Source organism: Methylobacterium sp. J-059, from assembly GCF_022829485.1.
Classification (GTDB): domain Bacteria; phylum Pseudomonadota; class Alphaproteobacteria; order Rhizobiales; family Beijerinckiaceae; genus Methylobacterium.
Genome location: NZ_JAKSYA010000037.1, coordinates 24929 through 41238, shown reverse-complemented (window position 1 = coordinate 41238; position 16310 = coordinate 24929). Strand labels below are relative to the sequence as shown.

The window sequence follows — 16310 nt, the reverse complement described above, 5'->3', positions numbered from 1 at the left end:
GGACCGTTGCCACGAACCTCACGTTCGTGCGAACCGCTCATGCGAAGCCGACGGCCCGTCTTGGCGGCCCGCGGCCATTGCACACGCGCAATCGGAAGAAGGCGCGCGTATACCGCAGGCTCCGGCCGCTCACAAGCATGCTTGTCGCGCGGACGAGGGACGAAACACCAGAGGCGTGATGGCCCGCAAGAAGAACCCGCCCGCCGAAGGTCGCGACAAGGCCCCGCTGAGCTCGCTGCGGCCGCTGATCCCCTTCGCGGCGGCCTATCGCGGGCGGATCGTTGCCGCCTTCCTGTCGCTGCTGGCGGCCTCGGCGGCGACGCTGACGGTGCCGATCGCCATGCGCCGGGTGATTGATCACGGCTTCTCGCCCGAGGGCGAGAGCATGATCAACGCCTACTTCCTGGCGCTGCTCGGCGTCGTCGCGGTGCTCGCCCTGTCGAGCGCCGCCCGGTACTACACGGTGGTGACGCTGGGCGAGCGCGTGGTGGCCAACCTCCGCAGCGCCGTCTTCCGGCAGCTGACGCTGCTCGATCCCGCCTTCTTCGACAAGACGCAGTCGGGCGAGATCGTCTCGCGGCTCACCGCCGACGCGACCCAGGTCAAGGCGGTGTTCGGCGTCTCGATCTCGATCCTGCTGCGCAACCTGTTCCTGTTCGTCGGCGCCGTCGCGATGATGGTGATCACCAGCCCGAGGCTGTCGGTGCTGGTGCTGGTCGCGATCCCGCTGATCGTGTTCCCGCTGATCGTCTCCGGCCGCGGCGTCCGACGCCGCTCGCGCGCGGCGCAGGACCGCCTCGCCGACGCCTCCGCTTACGCGGCGGAAGCGGTCGGCGCGGTCCGCACGATGCAGGCCTTCGGCATGGGCCGGGCCACCGCCGACCGCTTCGCGCAGGCCTCCGAGAACGCCTATTCGGCCGCCGGCGAATCGATCCGCGCCCGCGCGCTGCTCACCGGCGTGGCGATCTTCCTGATCTCGGCCTCCGTCGTCGGGGTGATGTGGTACGGCGCGCAAGGGGTGCTCGCCCACACCATGAGCGCCGGGCAGCTGTCGCAGTTCGTGCTCTACGCCGTCTTCGGCGCGAGCGCGCTCGGGCAGCTCTCGGAAGTCTACGGCGAGCTCGCCCAGGCCGCAGGCGCGGCCGAGCGCCTCGGCGAGATCCTGGCCGCCGTGCCGGCGATCAAGCCGCCGGCCGATCCGGTGCCGATGCCGGTGCCGGCCCGCGGCGCCGTCGCGTTCGAGGCGGTGCGCTTCGCCTACCCGACCCGCGACATGACGGCCGCCCTCGACGGCATCGCCTTCACCGCGGCGCCCGGCGAGCGCATCGCCATCGTCGGCCCCTCGGGCGCCGGCAAGAGCACGGTGCTGCAGCTGCTGCTGCGCTTCTACGATCCGCAATCGGGCCGGGTGCTCGTCGACGGGGTCGACGTCGCGCGCGTCGACCCGGAGGCCCTGCGCGCCCGCATGTCGCTGGTGCCGCAGGACCCGACCGTGTTCTCGGGCTCGGTCGCCGAGAACATCCGCTACGGCCGGCCGCAGGCGAGCGACGCGGAGGTGCAGCGCGCGGCCGAGCTGGCCCATGCCGACGGCTTCATCCGCGCCCTGCCACAGGGCTACGCCACGCCGGTGGGCGAGCGCGGCGTCACCCTGTCCGGCGGCCAGCGCCAGCGCGTCGCCATCGCCCGCGCGATCCTGAAGGACGCGCCGATCCTGCTCCTCGACGAGGCGACCTCGGCGCTCGATGCCGAGAGCGAGCGCGCGGTGCAGTCGGCGCTCGACGGGCTGATGCGCGGGCGCACGACCCTGGTCATCGCCCATCGCCTCGCCACCATCCGCGCCGCCGACCGCATCCTCGTCCTCGACGACGGCCGCATCGTCGAGGACGGCACCCACGAGAGCCTGCTGGCGCAGGGCGCGCTCTACGCGCAGCTCGCCGCCCTGCAGTTCACCGATGCCCTCGACGAGACCGCCCGGGGCAAGGAGCCGCGCCTGCGCGGGGTGAGCGTCTCCGCCGCGGAGTAGCGTCGCGATCGCGCAATCGGAGGTTGCCGGTTCAACCCGGCCGCGCGACGCGGTAGACCCGTGGCATGAGCCGTCTCGACCTTGCCCGCTTCCCCCGTCTCGCGCTCCTCGAGCGTCCGACGCCGATCCAGCCGCTCGACCGGCTCTCGGCGGCCCTGGGCCCGGCGTTTAACGGGGTCCGCCTGTTCGTGAAGCGCGACGACCTCGCGCCGGTCGGCGGGGGCGGCAACAAGCTCAGGAAGCTCGAGTTCCTGCTCGGGGCGGCCCGCGCCGAGAACGCCGATACCGTGATCACGGTCGGCGCGCTGCAATCGAACCATGCGCGCCTCACCGCCGCTGCCGCCGCGCGCGAGAACTTCGCTTGCGAACTCTTCCTGAGCCGGAGCGTGCCGCGCACCGACCCGGACTACGTCGGCAACGGCAACCGCTTCCTCGACGACCTGTTCGGCGCCCGCGTCCACGAATTGCCGGCCGACGCCGACTCGCTCGCCGCCGCCGAGGTCCGCGCGAACGCGCTGCGGGCCGAGGGGCGGCGGGTCTACGTGTTCCCGTCCGGCGGTTCGAGCCCGGTCGGCAGCCTCGGCTACGCCGCCTGCGCCGAGGAGATCGCCGGGCAGGCCGAGGCGATGGGCGTGACCTTCACCCACATCCTGACCGCCAACGGCAGCGCCGGCACCCATGCCGGCCTCGCCGCCGGGCTATTCGCGATCGGTCGCGATCCGAGGCTCGCGAAGTCCTACGCGGTGCTCGCGGCGCAAGACCACGCCGAGGCCGAGACGCTGGCCAAGGCCAACGCGACCCTGGGGCTGCTGAAGCCCGGCGCGGCGCTGTCCGCTTCCGACATCGTGATCGACGGAAGCCATCGCGGCCCGGGCTACGGCATCCCGACCGATGCGATGCGCGAGGCCGTGCGCCTGATGGCCCGCAGCGAAGGCGTGCTGCTCGATCCGGTCTACAGCGGCAAGGCCTTCGCCGGCCTGCTGCACGACGTCCGCGCCGGCCGCTACCGGCCGGGCGAGGCGGTGCTGTTCCTGATGACCGGCGGGGTGCCGGGGCTGTTCGCGTATCGAAGCGCGTTCGCCGAAGCGTAAGCCCCTGGAGCATTTTCCGTGATCCCCGGGTCACGGAAAATGCTCTATCGTGTCGTGGGATCGCATTGTCTTCACGCGAGCCGGGATCCACCTCGCTCGACAATGCTTTAGCGCTCGGTCAGCTTCATCTCGATCCGGCGGTTCTTCGCGTAGGCCTCGTCGGTGGTGCCGGCGTCGAGCGGCTGGAACTCGCCGAAGGCGCCGGCAAGCAGCCGCTGCGGCGGCAGGCCCTTGCTCGCGAGGTACTGCACGACGGCGATGGCGCGCGCCGCCGAGAGTGACCAGTTCGACGGGAACTGCGCGCTGGCGATCGGGCGCGAATCGGTATGGCCGTCGACCCGCAGCACCCAGGGCAGGTCCGCCGGGATCTGCTTGGCGAGGTCGAGGATCGCCCCCGCGATCCGGTCGAGCTCCGGGCCGGCCTCGGCCTTCAGCGAGGCGGAGCCTACCGGGAACAGCACCTCGGATTGCAGCACGAAGCGGTCGCCGACGACGCGGATGTCGGTGCGATTGCCGAGGATCTGCCGCAGCCGGCCGAAGAAGTCGGAGCGGTATCGGGCAAGCTCCTGCACCTTCTGCGCAAGCGCGACGTTGAGGCGGCTGCCGAGGTCGGCGATGCGGGCCTGGCTCTCGCGGTCGCGGCTCTCGGAAGCCGCGAGCGCATCCTCGAGCGCCGCGAGCTGGCGCCGCATCGCGCCGATCTGGTCGTTGAGCATGTCGATCTGCGACTGCGCCCGGCCGGCCGCGCCGCGCTCGGCCTGGAGCTGCCTGTCGAGGTCGCTTGCCTGGCCCTTGCTCGAGGCCGTCGCCGCGGCCTCGGCGCGGGCCCGGTCGCGCTCGGCCTCGGTCGCGAGCAGGGTGTTGCGGAGCGCCTGCGCCGTCTCCTCCTGCCCGCGCCGGTTCGAGCGCTCGAGCGCCAGCAGGTCGGTGAGGTCGACGATCTGGCGGTTGAGCTTGGCCAGTACCGTGTCGCGCCCGGTCAGCTCCTGCGACAGGAAGAACTGGCCGACGACGAAGATCGTCAGCAGGAACACCACCGACAAGAGCAGCGTCGCCAGCGCGTCGACGTAGCCCGGCCAGACGTTGACGCCGCGGTCGCGGCGGACGAGGCGGGAGGCCATCAGACCCGCTCGCGGCCGAGCCGGTCGAGCACCTGCTTCATCTCGCGCTCGCGGCCGGCTTGGGCCTCGACCCAGTCGCGGATCATCTGCTGCTCGGCGCGCATGTGCTGGACGAGCCCCTGGATGCCCTCGGCGAGGTTGGTCATCGCCAGCGTAGCCGCCCGCCCGTTGGCGCCTTCCGACACGACGGTGGTCAGGCGGTCGACGGCTTCCTGCAGCGCCTCGACCGCGACCGGCTCCTGCCGCGCCTGAACCGGCGCGGGCGCGGCCGCCTCCTCGCCCGAGACCAGCCAGTCCTCCAGCTCGTTGTGGAAGCGGGCATGGGCCTGGCTCGCCTGCAGGTCGAGGAAGCCGGTGATGAGCGAGCTCGCCAAGCCGAACAGCGACGCCGAGAACGCCAGGCCGATGCCGCCGAGCGGCACGGCCAGCCCGTTCTTCAGCTCGTCGAACATCACGCTGGCCTCGCCGCCGCCACGCATCGACTTGATCACCGAGCCGACCGCCGAGAGCGTGTCGATGAGGCCCCAGAACGTGCCGAGCAGGCCGAGCAGGATCAGGATGCCGGCGATGTAGCGCAGGGTGTCGCGGCCCTCGTCGAGGCGCGCGGCGACGGTGTCGAGGAAGGCCCGCACCCCCGGCAGCGTCGCGCCGTCGCGCCGGGCCTGGATCGCCGGCACCAGCGGGACGACGAGGCGCGGCGGGCGCTTGGCCGCCTCCCCCAAGGCGACTGCGTTGACGTAGGACGCCTCGCGGTAGAGCCGGATCACCTGCCCGAAGGCCAGCAGCACCGCGATGAGGAGCACGCCGAGGATCAGGCCGTTGAGCCCCGGATTGGCCTGGAAGGCGGGCGTGATCTGGCGAAACAGGATGAAGGCGAGGAACCCGACCAGGATCAGGAAGACCAGCATCCGGACGAGGTAGATGCCCGGCTTCGCGATCGGTCTCCTGGCCGCCGGAATCTTGCCCGCCGCACTCTTGCCGATCGGCCTGTCCGCACTCGGCTGTGCGGGAAACGCGGTGTCGGAACGGGCGGCCATCGGTCGCGACTCTTCGGAAGGTGGCGCGAGGTCGTCTCCCGAAGATGATCGGCGGCCTCGATCGAGCAGGCCGGCACTGTGGCGTCAGCCTCCGATGCGATCAAGCCGCACAGCGCGCGTTCACATCGTTCAGTGCGGACTAATCCCAATCCCGCGGCCAAGTCTCCTCGAGATGAGGCCCGAGGCGAACCGCCGAGACCGCGACGGCGAGGCCGTCCGCATTGGTCTCGACGGCGATGCCGCACAGGGTGCCCTCCCCTTGCGCCGCTTCGAGGCGGGCGCCCGGCGTCTTCTGCAGGAATCGCCGCAGCGGCTCCTCCTTCTGCATGCCGAGCACCGAGTCGTAATCGCCGCACATCCCGGCATCCGTCAGGTAGGCCGTGCCGCCGGGCAGGATGCGGTGATCGCCGGTCGGGACGTGGGTGTGGGTGCCGACGACGAGGCTGGCGCGGCCGTCGAGGAACACGCCGAAGGCCTGCTTCTCGCTGGTCGCCTCGGCATGGACGTCGACGATGACCGCATCGGCGGCCTCGCCCAGCGGGCAGGCGGACAGCTCGCGCTCGACCGCGGCGAAGGGGTCGTCCAGCGCGTCGATGAATAGCCGACCCATCACGTTGACGACGAGGACGCGGGCGCCGGCCCGGGTCTCGACGATGGTGGCGCCCCGGCCCGGCGTGCCGGGCGGGTAGTTCGCCGGCCGGACCAGCTTCGGCTGGCGGGCGATGAAGACCAGCGCCTCGCGCTGATCGAAGGAGTGGTTGCCGAGCGTCACCGCGTCGGCGCCGGCCCCGAGGATCTCGTCGCAGATCGACTCGGTGATGCCGAACCCGCCGGCCGCGTTCTCGCCGTTCACGACCACGCAATCGAGCCGCCAGCGCTCGCGCAAGGCGGGAAGCCGGTCGGTGACGGCCTTTCGGCCGGGACGCCCGACCACGTCGCCGAGAAAGAGAAGCCGCATCGTCAGAGGTCTTTGGTGAGGGGAACGAACCCGGCCTCGGTCACGAGGTGGTCGAGGGGGCGATCGTGCGGCTCGGCCGGGACCCGCTGGATCTCCTGGACCGAGAAGGCGATGCCGATGGTCAGCACCGGGCCGCTGCGCGACAGTCGGCTGATCGCCTGGTCGTAGTAGCCGCGGCCGTAGCCGATGCGCTGGCCGCGCCGGTCGAAGGCGGCGAGCGGCACGATCAGGGCGGTCGGGTCGAGGGCCGGCAGGTCGTCGCGCGGCTCGCTGAGGCCGAAGCGGCCGGCGACCAGCGTCTCGCCCGCGCGCCACTCGCGGAACACCAGGCCGTCCGGCGTGACCTTCGGCAGCGCGACGCGCTGGCCGCGGGCGAACAAGCACTCGATCAGCGGGCGCGGGTCGGCCTCGCTGCGGATCGGCCAGAAGGCGCCGACGAGGGCGGCCTCGGCGAGGCCCGCGACCGTGAGGGCATGCTCGGCGATCGCCAGCGATCCGGCGCGCCGGATCTCCGGGTCGAGGGCGTCGCGCCGTGCGAGCGCGTCGCTTCGCAGGGCGGCTTTGTCGGAGGAGGTCGAGTGCGGAGCCACGTGAGCCGTTGGAGGATCGATCCCGGGAAACCTACAGTGTAGGTGGGCGCCGTGTTGGCCAAGTCCAGGGACGAGGCCAGGGACAGCTCCCGGGGGAGTCGATAAGGCCCCGGGGAAAGTGCTCCTGACGGACTCTGCAGCCCCGCCCGACACATGTAGCGGTGCGCCCCCGTCCGCGCCAGGGGGCGCGAGCGCCGAGCGTCGCGAAATCAGCGGCCGAGCAGGGTGCGCAGGCGGGGCGAGCGCGCCGACCCGTCGATGCATTCGAGCGTCGCCGACCGGTTGAGGGTGTGGAGGCGGGTGCCGGGCCAGGACGGCCCGGCGGTCAGCCTCGTCTTTACGGTCTGCGCGTAGCCCTCCGCGTCGAGGCGGTCGATCCGGGCGAGCGCCAGCGCCCGGCCGTAGCCCTCGGCGCAATCCTGGATCGGGCGGATCAGGGCTCCGTCGCGCGCGACGATGCGTCCGGCCGGCCGCGCCGAGGCGACGTCGACCAGCACCGGGTTGTGGGCATGCGGCGTCCAGGGCCCGCGAAAATCCGGTGCCGACCAGAGATGGAGCGCATCCGAGTACGAGCCGCTGCCGAGCGCCGCGCCGAGCGGCGCATCACGGACGGTCGCGAACATCCACCACAGGCCGCCGTGCTCGACCAGGGTCGCGTCGCTGGCGACGACGTCGGAGACCAGCGTCGCCTCCTTCACCCAGCCGCCCGGAAAGGCGGTGGCGCGGTAGAGGTCGATCGTGCCGGCGCTGCCGGTCTCGGGCACCATCCAGGCCTCGCCCGCGCGTTCGAACACGAACGGATAGGAGAGGTGATGGGCCTCCTCCAGCACCGGAATCGGCACGCCAATCGGTCCGTCGGCCGAGAACCGTACCGCCGAGACGATGCCCTTGGCCGTCGCGTGGACGAAATCCTCGACGAACAGCCAGGTCTCGCCGCGATGATCGAGGGGGAACGGGTCGGCGTAGAAGCGCCGGCCGTCGTCGGGCAGGGTGGTCCAGCCGGTGTCGGGGTGCCGGCGAAGGTCGATCACGTCCGGCCCGTCGAGCCGGCGCCAGCCGACCCGCCAGTGCGGGGCATGGTAGCACAGGTGGTAGAGCCGCTGCGCGACGGCGTGGGCGAGGATGCGCCCGGTGCGTGACAGGATCTGGGGGGCCGTGAGCTCGGCCGGTGGTGCCGCGATCCCGGGGCGTCCCGTCGCGGGGCCGCCCTCGTGGCGCCCGGCGAGCGCTGCCGCCAGCAGGGACACCGTGCGGATCAGCGCGTCGTCGAAGGAGGTCAGCATCACCCCGCGGCGTTCGGTGCCCGCGCGACCCGATGCGACGAGCCGGCTCCCGTCGGCGAGCGCCATCATCGGGGCCCGCCCGGCCAGGAGGCTCGCGAGCAGGCCGGCCTCGCCCGGCCGGCCGTCGTAGGACAACCGCCAGATCGAGCCGGCCTCCGCGGCGGCGACGTCGCCGCAGAGGTCGACGATCAGATCCGGCCGTGCATGCCCGGTCGGCCGCCACGCGGACAGGTCGCGATCCTGCGCCGGCGACGAGGCGCCCGATCGCGGCAGGCGGTGGATCAGCGTCTCGAGCGAGAACAGCAAGTCGGCGTTGGCCGGCCACGCGTCCGGCCCGGGGCGCGCATCGATCTCGATCGCGTCGACGCCCGGCAGGACGGCGATCCGACGGAGCAGGTGCACGTGCCAAAGGCGCGGCCTCCGACCGTCGAGACGCAACCTGAGACGCATGCCGCCGACCGATCCCTCTCGAACGTCCCGGCGAACGCCGCGTCCCCGCCCGTCGCGTTCGGCGCCAGGAACCGGGATACCCGGTGCAATCCGTCGTTGCGATCTATCACCAATTTCGTGACCGAGAAGATAACCTTGAAGACAGAGGCCGCCGCCCGATCGACATTAACCCTTACCCGAAGAAGCGAGGTCCGAACCCGGGGTACTACGCAGTCTTGAGGGATTTTCATTCAGTCGCGCGCACCTTGCAGTATCCGGTCAGGCGTCCGTAAAACTGACCCAATTTGACACGACGGTGGCCCACGGTGGCACAGCTGAACAGAAACCTTGCCGTTTCGGCCTGGATCGAGCCGGTCGCGCCCGAGCGCGTGGTCACATCCAAGCCCGAGACCACGGCCGAGCTCGGCGACCTGTGGCGCATCCTGTTCCGGCGCTGGAAGCTGATCCTCGGCACGGCGAGCGTGCTGGGCTTGGCGGCCCTGGCCTACGCCGTCCTCACGCCGTCCCTCTATACCGCGACCGCGCAACTCATGATCGATCCACGCGACCGCGTCGTCGTGAACAACGACGTCAATCCCGGAGCGCTGTCGCCCGACGGCGGCGTGACGCAGGTCGAGAGCCAGGTCCGCGTGATCGAATCGGACACCGTGCTGTCGCGCGCCATCGCCGAGACCGGGCTGGACAAGGATCCCGAGTTCGGTGCGGCGAGCACCGGCATCGTCGGGCGCGCCGTGCGCTCCCTCCGTGAGATGATCGCCGGGCGGCAGCCGGACAAGGTCGTCGACGCACGCGGGCAGTCCCTCGACCGGCTTCGGCGCAAGCTCTCGGTGAAGCGTGCCGACAAGGTCTTCGTCGTCGACGTGATCGTCACCACCACCGATCCGGACAAGTCGGCGCGGATCGTCAACGCCATCGCCAAATCCTACCTGTCGGACCAGACCGAGGCCCGGGCCGAGGGCGCCAAGCGCGCATCGGGCGAGCTGCGCGGCCGCCTCGACGACCTGCGCAACGCGGTGAACCAGGCCGACCTGCGGCTGGAGGACTACAAGGCGAAGAACGGCCTGATCGCGTCCAGCGGGCGCCTCGTCGGCGAGCAGCAGCTCACCGACAGCAACGCCCGCGTGGTCGCGGCCCGAACCCGCACGGCCGAGGCGCGCGCCCGCCTCCAGGGCGTCAAGGACGCCCGCGGACGGCCCTTCGCCGCCGGCGCGACGCCCGAGGCGATCCAATCCTCGGTGATCGACCGCCTGCGCGGCCAGTACGCCGAGCTGGCGAGCAAGGAGGCGGACCTGCGCACCAATCTCGGCGAGCGGCACCCGTTCATCGCCGCGACGCGGGCGCAGATGCAGGACGTGAAGCAGCTGATCGACGGCGAGCTCGGCCGCATCGCTCAGGCGGCGGAGTCGGAGTATCAGCGGGCGCAGGCCAACGAGCGCACGCTCACCGCCGACCTCGAGAAGCTCCAGAAGCAATCCGCGGTCAGCGCCCAGTCGAGCATCCGCCTGCGCGAGCTGGAGCGCGACGTCGACGCGAGCCGCACCGTCTACAACAACTTCCTCGTGCGCTCGCGCGAGCTGAAGGAGCAGACCGGGATCGACAGCACGAACGCCCGCGTCATCACCTGGGCGCGCCCGCCGGCGGACGCCTCCTGGCCGCCGCGGCTGTTCCTAGTGCTTGCGGCCTCGCTCGCCGGCCTCGGCCTCGGCACCGGCTTCGCCCTGGTTCGGGAATATGCCGAGCCGACGGTGCTGTCGCAGCGCCAGCTCGAGCGCCTGTCGAACGCGCCGGTCGTCGCGACCCTGCCGCGCCTGCGCCGCCGGAGCGACGGCGCCAGCGCGTCGGCGGCGGGCTTCACCCTCGACCACCTCCACGAATCGACCGATGGCGGCCGCTCGATCAGCATCCTCGTCACCTCCGGCGAGGCGGACGACGCCGACCGCAAGGCGGTGATCGACCTGCTCGCCTCCGTCGCGGTGGCGCGCGGCGAGCGGGTGCTGATCGTCGACGCCGACATGCGGATCGACGATTCGAGCGTCGGCGGCCTCCTCGACGTGCTCCGCGGCGAGCAGAGCCTGAACGCCGTCACCCGCCTCGATCCTGCGACCGGCGCGCGTCGGATGGGCATGGGCGACGCGCAGAAGCCGGTGCGCGACGCGTTCCTGCGCACCAACGTCGAGCGCTTCCTCGCCGGGGTGAAGGGGCGCTACGAGCTGGTCATCCTCGACGGCGGCGTCTTGTCCGAGAACCTGCGGATCGGGCCGGTCGCGGCGGCCGCCGACCGCCTGCTGCTGATCGTGCGCAACGGCGCCACCCGCCAGCGCGACCTCCTCAGCCTCGTCGGCACCTCGGAGGCCCTGGGCCGGCCGGTCTCCGGCTCGCTGCTGCTCGACGCGCGCGCGGCGAGCTGAGGAACCGATCGTGACGCAGGCGTACCGCCCGACGACGCCGGCGCACGCGGCCCGGCGGCAGCCGCAGGCGTTCCCGCTGCCCTCCCTCTCGCGGTTCGAGTCCTGGGCCCTGGTCGTGCTCGCCCTGGTCACCTGCGGCCTGTCGGGCGGCATGCTCTGGGCCGTGGGCATCAACTACGACGGCATCACCGGCTCGGCGGCGCAGAAGGTCCATCCCGCGACCTACCTCGCGGTGTTCCTGTTCGGCTGGACGATGCTGCGGGCCGGCAACCCGGTGATCCCGATGGCGGCGGCGGCCGAGCGGCGTCCCGCGAGCGTGCTGCTCTGCCTCGTCGGCTTCGGGCTGCTCGCCTTCATCGCCTCGCGGAACGGGACCGGGCTTGCCGGCTCGCTCGACACCTACGTGCTCACCGGCCTCGTCGTGATCCTGATGGCCGACCGGGACGCGATCACCATGCGGCACGTGGAGATCGTGGTGCACGCGGTCATGGTCGCCAACGCCGCGCTCGGCCTCGTCGAGTTCGTGAGCGGCCAGCGCTTCTTCCCGTTCCGCATGGACGGGCAGGCCTTCGACACCGACACGCGCTCGGCGGCGCTGCAGGGCCATCCGCTGGCCAACGCGACGTTGACCGCCTGCTACATCCTCGCCCTGTTCAACGGCGGCGGCCAGCTCCGTCCGATCACCCGCGCCGGCTTCATCACCCTGCAGCTGGTGGCGCTGATCACCTTCGGCGGACGCTCGGCGACGGTGGTGACGCTGTGCTTCGGCAGCGTCTTCGCGGTGGTCGCCCTCAACCGGGCGCTCCGCACCGGGCGCGTGCCGCTGCTCGGGGCGGCGATCGCCGTGTTGATGCTGACGATGGTGCCGATCGTCGTCGGCGGGCTCGCCGTCGGCGGCTTCTTCGACGCGCTGCTCGAGCGCTTCGTCTCGGACGGCGGCAGCGCCAATGCCCGCGTCGAGATGCTGGCGATCTTCGATGCGATCCCGTTCCGCGATCTCCTGGTCGGGCCCGATCCGTCGATCGTCGACACCCTGCGTCGGATGTACGGCCTCGAATGGGGCATCGAGAACCCGATCGTGCGCAGCCTCCTCTACAACGGCGTCGCGATGACGGTGCTGCTGATCGTCGCGATCGCGCTGTTCCTCTACGAGGTGGCGCGGCAGTGCCGGCACGGCGTGTTCCTGCCGATCCTCGCCTTCGTCGTGCTGATCAACACCTTCGAGAGCATCGGCGGGAAGACGACCCTCCTCGCCAAGTTCGCGCTGATGCTGCTGGTGCTGTACCCGCGCCGCCCGCTCAGCGCCTCGCCGTCCCCGGCATCGTCAGGCCCAGCGCGGCGATGATCGCGGGATCGATGCGGTGGGCGTCGTCCATCAGGCCGAGCCCGTCGAACAGGTTCCAGAACGCCCAGGCGAAGCCCGCGGCCTCCGCCGCCTCGCGGACGTCGCGGATGTAGCGGGCGCGATCGGGGGCGCGCGACGCGACGTAGCGCGCATCGCTCCTCAGGGCGCCGAACTCCCCCATCAGGATCCGTCGCGGCGCGATGCCGTAGAGGTCGGCCCAGGTTCGGATGTCGGCGAGATTGCGTTCGAGGTAGCCGCGGTCCGGGTCGGCGGCGAAGTACTCCTTCATCTTCGTCTCGGTGACGGCGTAGGCCGCCGCCTTGTCCGCGTCGGAGGTCGCGGTGTCGGCGCGCATGCGGGCGCGGACCGCCGCCAGCGTCGCGTCAAGCGTGCCCGCGCGCGCCGGCCACGGCACGTCGTTGAGCGCCCGATAGATCGGCTCGTCCTTCATCCAGGGCGCGCCCTGGTGCGAGAACAGGTAGGGCTCGTAGAAGTGGAAGGTGAAGAGCACCGGAGCGAGGGCGGCGAAGGAGGCGGGGTCGAGGGCCGTGAGGCCCGAGCCCATGCCGCCGCAGGCGCCGGTCGCGACCAGCGTCATGGCAGGCGCCGCCTTCCGCGCCGCGCCGAGGAGCGCCGCCTGCACCCGGTTCCAGGCCACCGCCCCGCAGGCCTGCGGCGGCTCGTTGACCGGTTCCAGGGCGATGCGGCCGGGCGCCCGCCCGCCGAAGCGCCGGGCGAGCTCGACGACGACGTCGCGGTAGGCGGGAAGCAGCGGCGCCGTCGCCGTCCCGTAGAACCGATCGGGGTTGTAGTGGTGGGTCGCGGCGTTGGCCTGGACGTTCAGCACCAACGACAGCCGGCTCGCGAGGATCAGATCGACCGCCTCGGACAGCATCGCGAACAGCCGCTCCCGCTGCGCGCCGGCGAAGGCGGCGAACGGGCCGGGATCGATCGGCAGGCGCACGAAATCGAATCCGGCCTCCGCCAGCTGCCGCAGGTCGCCGGCATTCGGCACCGGGCGGTCGGGCTGGAACGGCGGCCAGGCGTAGTCGGTGCGCGGCGCGGGGTATTCCCGGGTCAGCGAGAACCACGGCCACAGGCTGATGCCACGGCGCAGCACCACCGGCTCGGGCGTCGCGGCTGCGACCGGCCCGGCGAGCGTCATGGCGAGCGCGCCGCCGATCACCGTACGGCGGTCCGTCGCCATCGTCAGGCGACCGGATCCGCCGCGGCGCCGGCCGTCCGGCGGAGCGGCAGGCCGCCCGCACCCGGGCGCATCGCCGGCACATCGTCCGTGATCGGCTCGGACATCGGCGGATATCCGCCGAGCCGGCGCGCCTCGCGCTCGTAGGCGGCCAGGATGTCGTTCCACGAAAAGGCGGCGGACCTCCGCCGGGCCGCTGCACGGGCGGCCGCGACGGCCGCGTCGTCGCCGAGAACGGTCTCGATCGCCCGCTCGCATCCGTCCACGTCGGAGAAGTAGAACTGGCCGTCGCCCGCAGTGCCGCGATTGAAGGCGTTGTCGTGCGCGATCACCGCATTGCCGGCCCACAGGGCCTCGACCAGCGAAGGGTTGGTGCCGCCGACCGTGTGCCCGTGTAGGTAGGCGCGGGCATGGTGGCGCAGCGCCTGGACCGTCTCGGCCTCGTAGATCGCGCCTGGGAACACCACGCCCTCCCCTGCCGCTCGCCGCAACGCCCGGTGGTAGGCGTTGCTCGGGTCGAACGTGCCGAGCACCACCAGCTTGGCAGAGCGCGGCTTCCTTGAGAACGCCTCGACGAAGGCCAGCACGTTGTTGTCGGGCTCGATCCGCGCGATCGAGACGAGGAATCGATCGGGTTCGAGCCCGAGCGTCTGGATCGGCGCTTCCTTCGGCGCGCGGATCGGGTCGCCGCCGTAGGGGATCGTCGCGATCGACCGGCGCGGACGGCGGGTCGCGAGATGGTCGGCGATCGCCGGGTGGTCGGCGATCAGCCGGTGCGAGCTCCAGGCCGCGATCCACTCGCTCACCCAGAAGAACGCCCGCACCGCCAAGGACCATTTCGGGCGCCGCCACTCGATGCCGTCCATGTTGGTCAGGATCGTGGCGCCGCGCAGCCTGAGATACGGCAGGAAGATCGCCCCGTTGTAGCCGAGCACGAGGCAGACGCCGCCGCGCGTCACGGCGTCGTGCGCGCAGAACGCGTCGAAGGCCAACGTCGCCGCCGGGCCGGTCGCGGCGACCTCCACGGTGATCAGCTCGATCCCCCGCCACATCGTGGTGGAGACGCGCCGCCCGACCCGCTCGACATCCCGCTCGCAGTAGACGCCGACGCGCCAGCCGCGCGCGGCGAGATGCAGCGCGAGCCGTTCCGCGAACGTCTCGAACCCGCCATGCGACGCAGGGATGCCGCGCGTCCCAAGAATTAGGAGCGCCGGCGCAAGATCCCGCATACGCGAACCCCTTCCGATTTCAGTCAACTTCCGGTATGCGAGAAGACTTACTAACGAAGCGTCTCCGGAATACAACCAATAGTTGTTGCATCAGTGGTTAATTCAACTTATGCGTGCTGATCCAATACTTCGAACCGGGTATTCTTTCACGGACGGGAATGTTCGGGCGCCGGGCGGGTTCCTCGCCGCGCGGGACGGACGCGCCGTCCGCCGCATCACCTGCGTGCATCAGGGCTACGAGCTCTACGGATCGGATCGCAGCTTCTGCGAGACGGTGCGGACGATCCGCGAGGCCTATCCGCAGGCCTGGATCGACGTGGTGCTGCCCAAGGCCGGCCCGATCGTCGCGATGCTGGAGGACGCCGCGTCGCGGATCGTGATCGAGCCGATCTGGGTGCTGCGCCGGCGCAACCTGCTGCGGCTGGCGACGCTCGGCATGGCAGCCCTGCCCTTCGCCGTCGCCCGCGCGCTCCGGCGCATCCGGGCCAGCGATCTCGTCTACGTGAACACCACCGTCGTGGCGGACTACCTGCTGGCCGCGCGGCTCCTGCCCGGCCGAACCGTCGTCCATGTCCATGAGATTCCGGAGGGGGCGACCCTGACGGTGCTGCGCAACCTGATCCGCTGGAGCCGGGCGAACATCATCTTCAACTCGCGGGCGACGCAGGCCGCCTTCGCGATGCCGAAGGATGCGACCGTGCGCGTGGTCTACAACGGCATCGCCGGCCCGGCCCTGCCCAACACCGCGCGCTACGACGGCAGCCGTCCGCTGCGCCTGCTGATGCTCGGGCGGATCAGCCGCATCAAGGGCCAGGAGGTCTTGGTCGAGGCGATCCGGCGGCTGCCGGAGGCGATCCGGTCGCGCATCGAGCTGAAGATCGTCGGCAGCGCCTTCGAGGACGACGCCCGCGAGGCGGCGCTGGCCGCACAGGTCGCCGAGGCCGGACTGTCGGGGCAGGTCACCTGCTCGCCGTTCGTCGCCGACCCCGCTTCGCTCTACCGCTGGGCGGACGTGGTCACGGTGCCGTCGCAGCTGCCGGAGTCGCTCGGACGCGTCGCGATCGAGGCGCTGGCCTACGGCATCCCGCCGTTGGTCTCCGGCATCGGCGGCCTCACCGAGATCGTCGAGGATCGCGCGACCGGATGGGTCGTGCCCCCCGGCAACGTCGAGGCCTTGTCGCGGGCGCTCGCCGAGATCGTCACCCGCCCGGACCTGTGGACGGGGTATCCGGCGGCGGCGCGCTCCCGCTACGAGCGCATCTTCGACGAGAAGCTCGCGGCCGAGGGAATCGCGGCGATGCTGCGCCTGACCTTCCAGGGCGAGCCCGCCCGTGTGCCCGGCACCCGCACGCCGGCGAACGCCCCGTCGAACTCCGCCGGCTGACGGGGGCGGTCCGCCCGACCGCCGGACCTGCGAAGCCCGCCGGCATCGGCCCTCTTGTGCGTGCTCTGCGCAACGCTCCGTTAGCCAAGACCGAAGCCGGTCGCCGGCATGCTCGACCCGGCCCGGAACCGGTTTCGAAACGAAGTCTTGACGATACGGTCGAGCTTACAGCCTCCGGTGATCGCTT

Annotated in this window: 12 protein-coding genes and 1 other RNA gene; 5 read left to right on the top strand and 8 right to left on the bottom strand. The window is 71.6% G+C overall.

All coding sequences use genetic code 11. From position 1 onward, the window contains the following. The first annotated feature begins 178 nt into the window (after nt 1-178). The gene (locus tag MKK55_RS03605) at nt 179-2023 is read left to right on the top strand and encodes an ABC transporter transmembrane domain-containing protein (RefSeq protein WP_243933329.1); all 1845 of its coding nucleotides are present in this window, start codon (nt 179-181) and stop codon (nt 2021-2023) included. 65 nt (nt 2024-2088) lie between these two features. Then, nucleotides 2089-3114, top strand: coding sequence for a D-cysteine desulfhydrase family protein (locus MKK55_RS03600; protein WP_243933327.1), 1026 nt, complete (start codon nt 2089-2091; stop codon nt 3112-3114). A gap of 107 nt (nt 3115-3221) precedes the next feature. Here the strand turns inward: MKK55_RS03600 and MKK55_RS03595 are convergent, their stop codons facing one another. From MKK55_RS03595 to MKK55_RS03570, 6 genes are all read right to left on the bottom strand, one after another. Next, complete coding sequence (locus tag MKK55_RS03595; RefSeq protein ID WP_243933325.1) at nt 3222-4235, bottom strand: peptidoglycan -binding protein; 1014 nt, start codon at nt 4233-4235, stop codon at nt 3222-3224. Then, on the bottom strand, nt 4235-5143 hold the full coding sequence (locus MKK55_RS03590; protein WP_243933401.1) for a MotA/TolQ/ExbB proton channel family protein: 909 nt from the start codon (nt 5141-5143) through the stop codon (nt 4235-4237). Before MKK55_RS03590 ends, MKK55_RS03595 begins: the two co-directional genes overlap by 1 nt. 268 nt (nt 5144-5411) lie before the next feature. After that, nucleotides 5412-6230, bottom strand: a complete 819-nt coding sequence (locus MKK55_RS03585) for a TIGR00282 family metallophosphoesterase (protein WP_243933323.1) — start codon at nt 6228-6230, stop codon at nt 5412-5414. Between the two features lie 2 nt (nt 6231-6232). Further along, nucleotides 6233-6820 carry a 5-formyltetrahydrofolate cyclo-ligase gene (locus MKK55_RS03580; protein WP_243933321.1) on the bottom strand — a complete coding sequence of 196 codons (588 nt, stop codon included), beginning with the start codon at nt 6818-6820 and terminating at the stop codon, nt 6233-6235. Further along, a non-coding RNA gene (gene ssrS, locus MKK55_RS03575) (6S RNA) lies at nt 6810-6966 on the bottom strand. The genes MKK55_RS03580 and ssrS overlap by 11 nt, the downstream gene beginning before the upstream one ends. Before the next feature lie 63 nt (nt 6967-7029). Further along, a complete protein-coding gene (locus tag MKK55_RS03570; protein ID WP_313898952.1) occupies nt 7030-8505 on the bottom strand; it encodes a formyl transferase in 1476 nt (491 codons plus the stop codon). Nucleotides 8506-8858: 353 nt separating this feature from the next. Here MKK55_RS03570 and MKK55_RS03565 point away from each other — a divergent pair, with 353 nt between their 5' ends. Further along, nucleotides 8859-10961 (top strand): GumC family protein, encoded by a 2103-nt coding sequence (locus MKK55_RS03565; protein WP_243933319.1) that lies wholly within the window; start codon nt 8859-8861, stop codon nt 10959-10961. Nucleotides 10962-10971: 10 nt separating this feature from the next. After that, complete coding sequence (locus MKK55_RS03560; protein WP_243933318.1) at nt 10972-12306, top strand: VpsF family polysaccharide biosynthesis protein; 1335 nt, start codon at nt 10972-10974, stop codon at nt 12304-12306. Here the strand turns inward: MKK55_RS03560 and MKK55_RS03555 are convergent. Continuing rightward, entirely contained in the window at nt 12260-13513 is a 1254-nt protein-coding gene (locus MKK55_RS03555; RefSeq protein WP_243933317.1) for a glycoside hydrolase family 5 protein, read from the bottom strand. The genes MKK55_RS03560 and MKK55_RS03555 overlap by 47 nt on opposite strands. 2 nt (nt 13514-13515) lie before the next feature. Beyond that, nucleotides 13516-14739, bottom strand: coding sequence for a DUF1972 domain-containing protein (locus MKK55_RS03550; protein WP_243933316.1), 1224 nt, complete (start codon nt 14737-14739; stop codon nt 13516-13518). 223 nt (nt 14740-14962) lie between these two features. On the opposite strand from MKK55_RS03550, the gene MKK55_RS03545 reads away from it, so the two are divergent. Further along, nucleotides 14963-16123 carry a glycosyltransferase gene (locus MKK55_RS03545; RefSeq protein ID WP_409566009.1) on the top strand — a complete coding sequence of 387 codons (1161 nt, stop codon included), beginning with the start codon at nt 14963-14965 and terminating at the stop codon, nt 16121-16123. Nucleotides 16124-16310 lie beyond the last annotated feature (187 nt).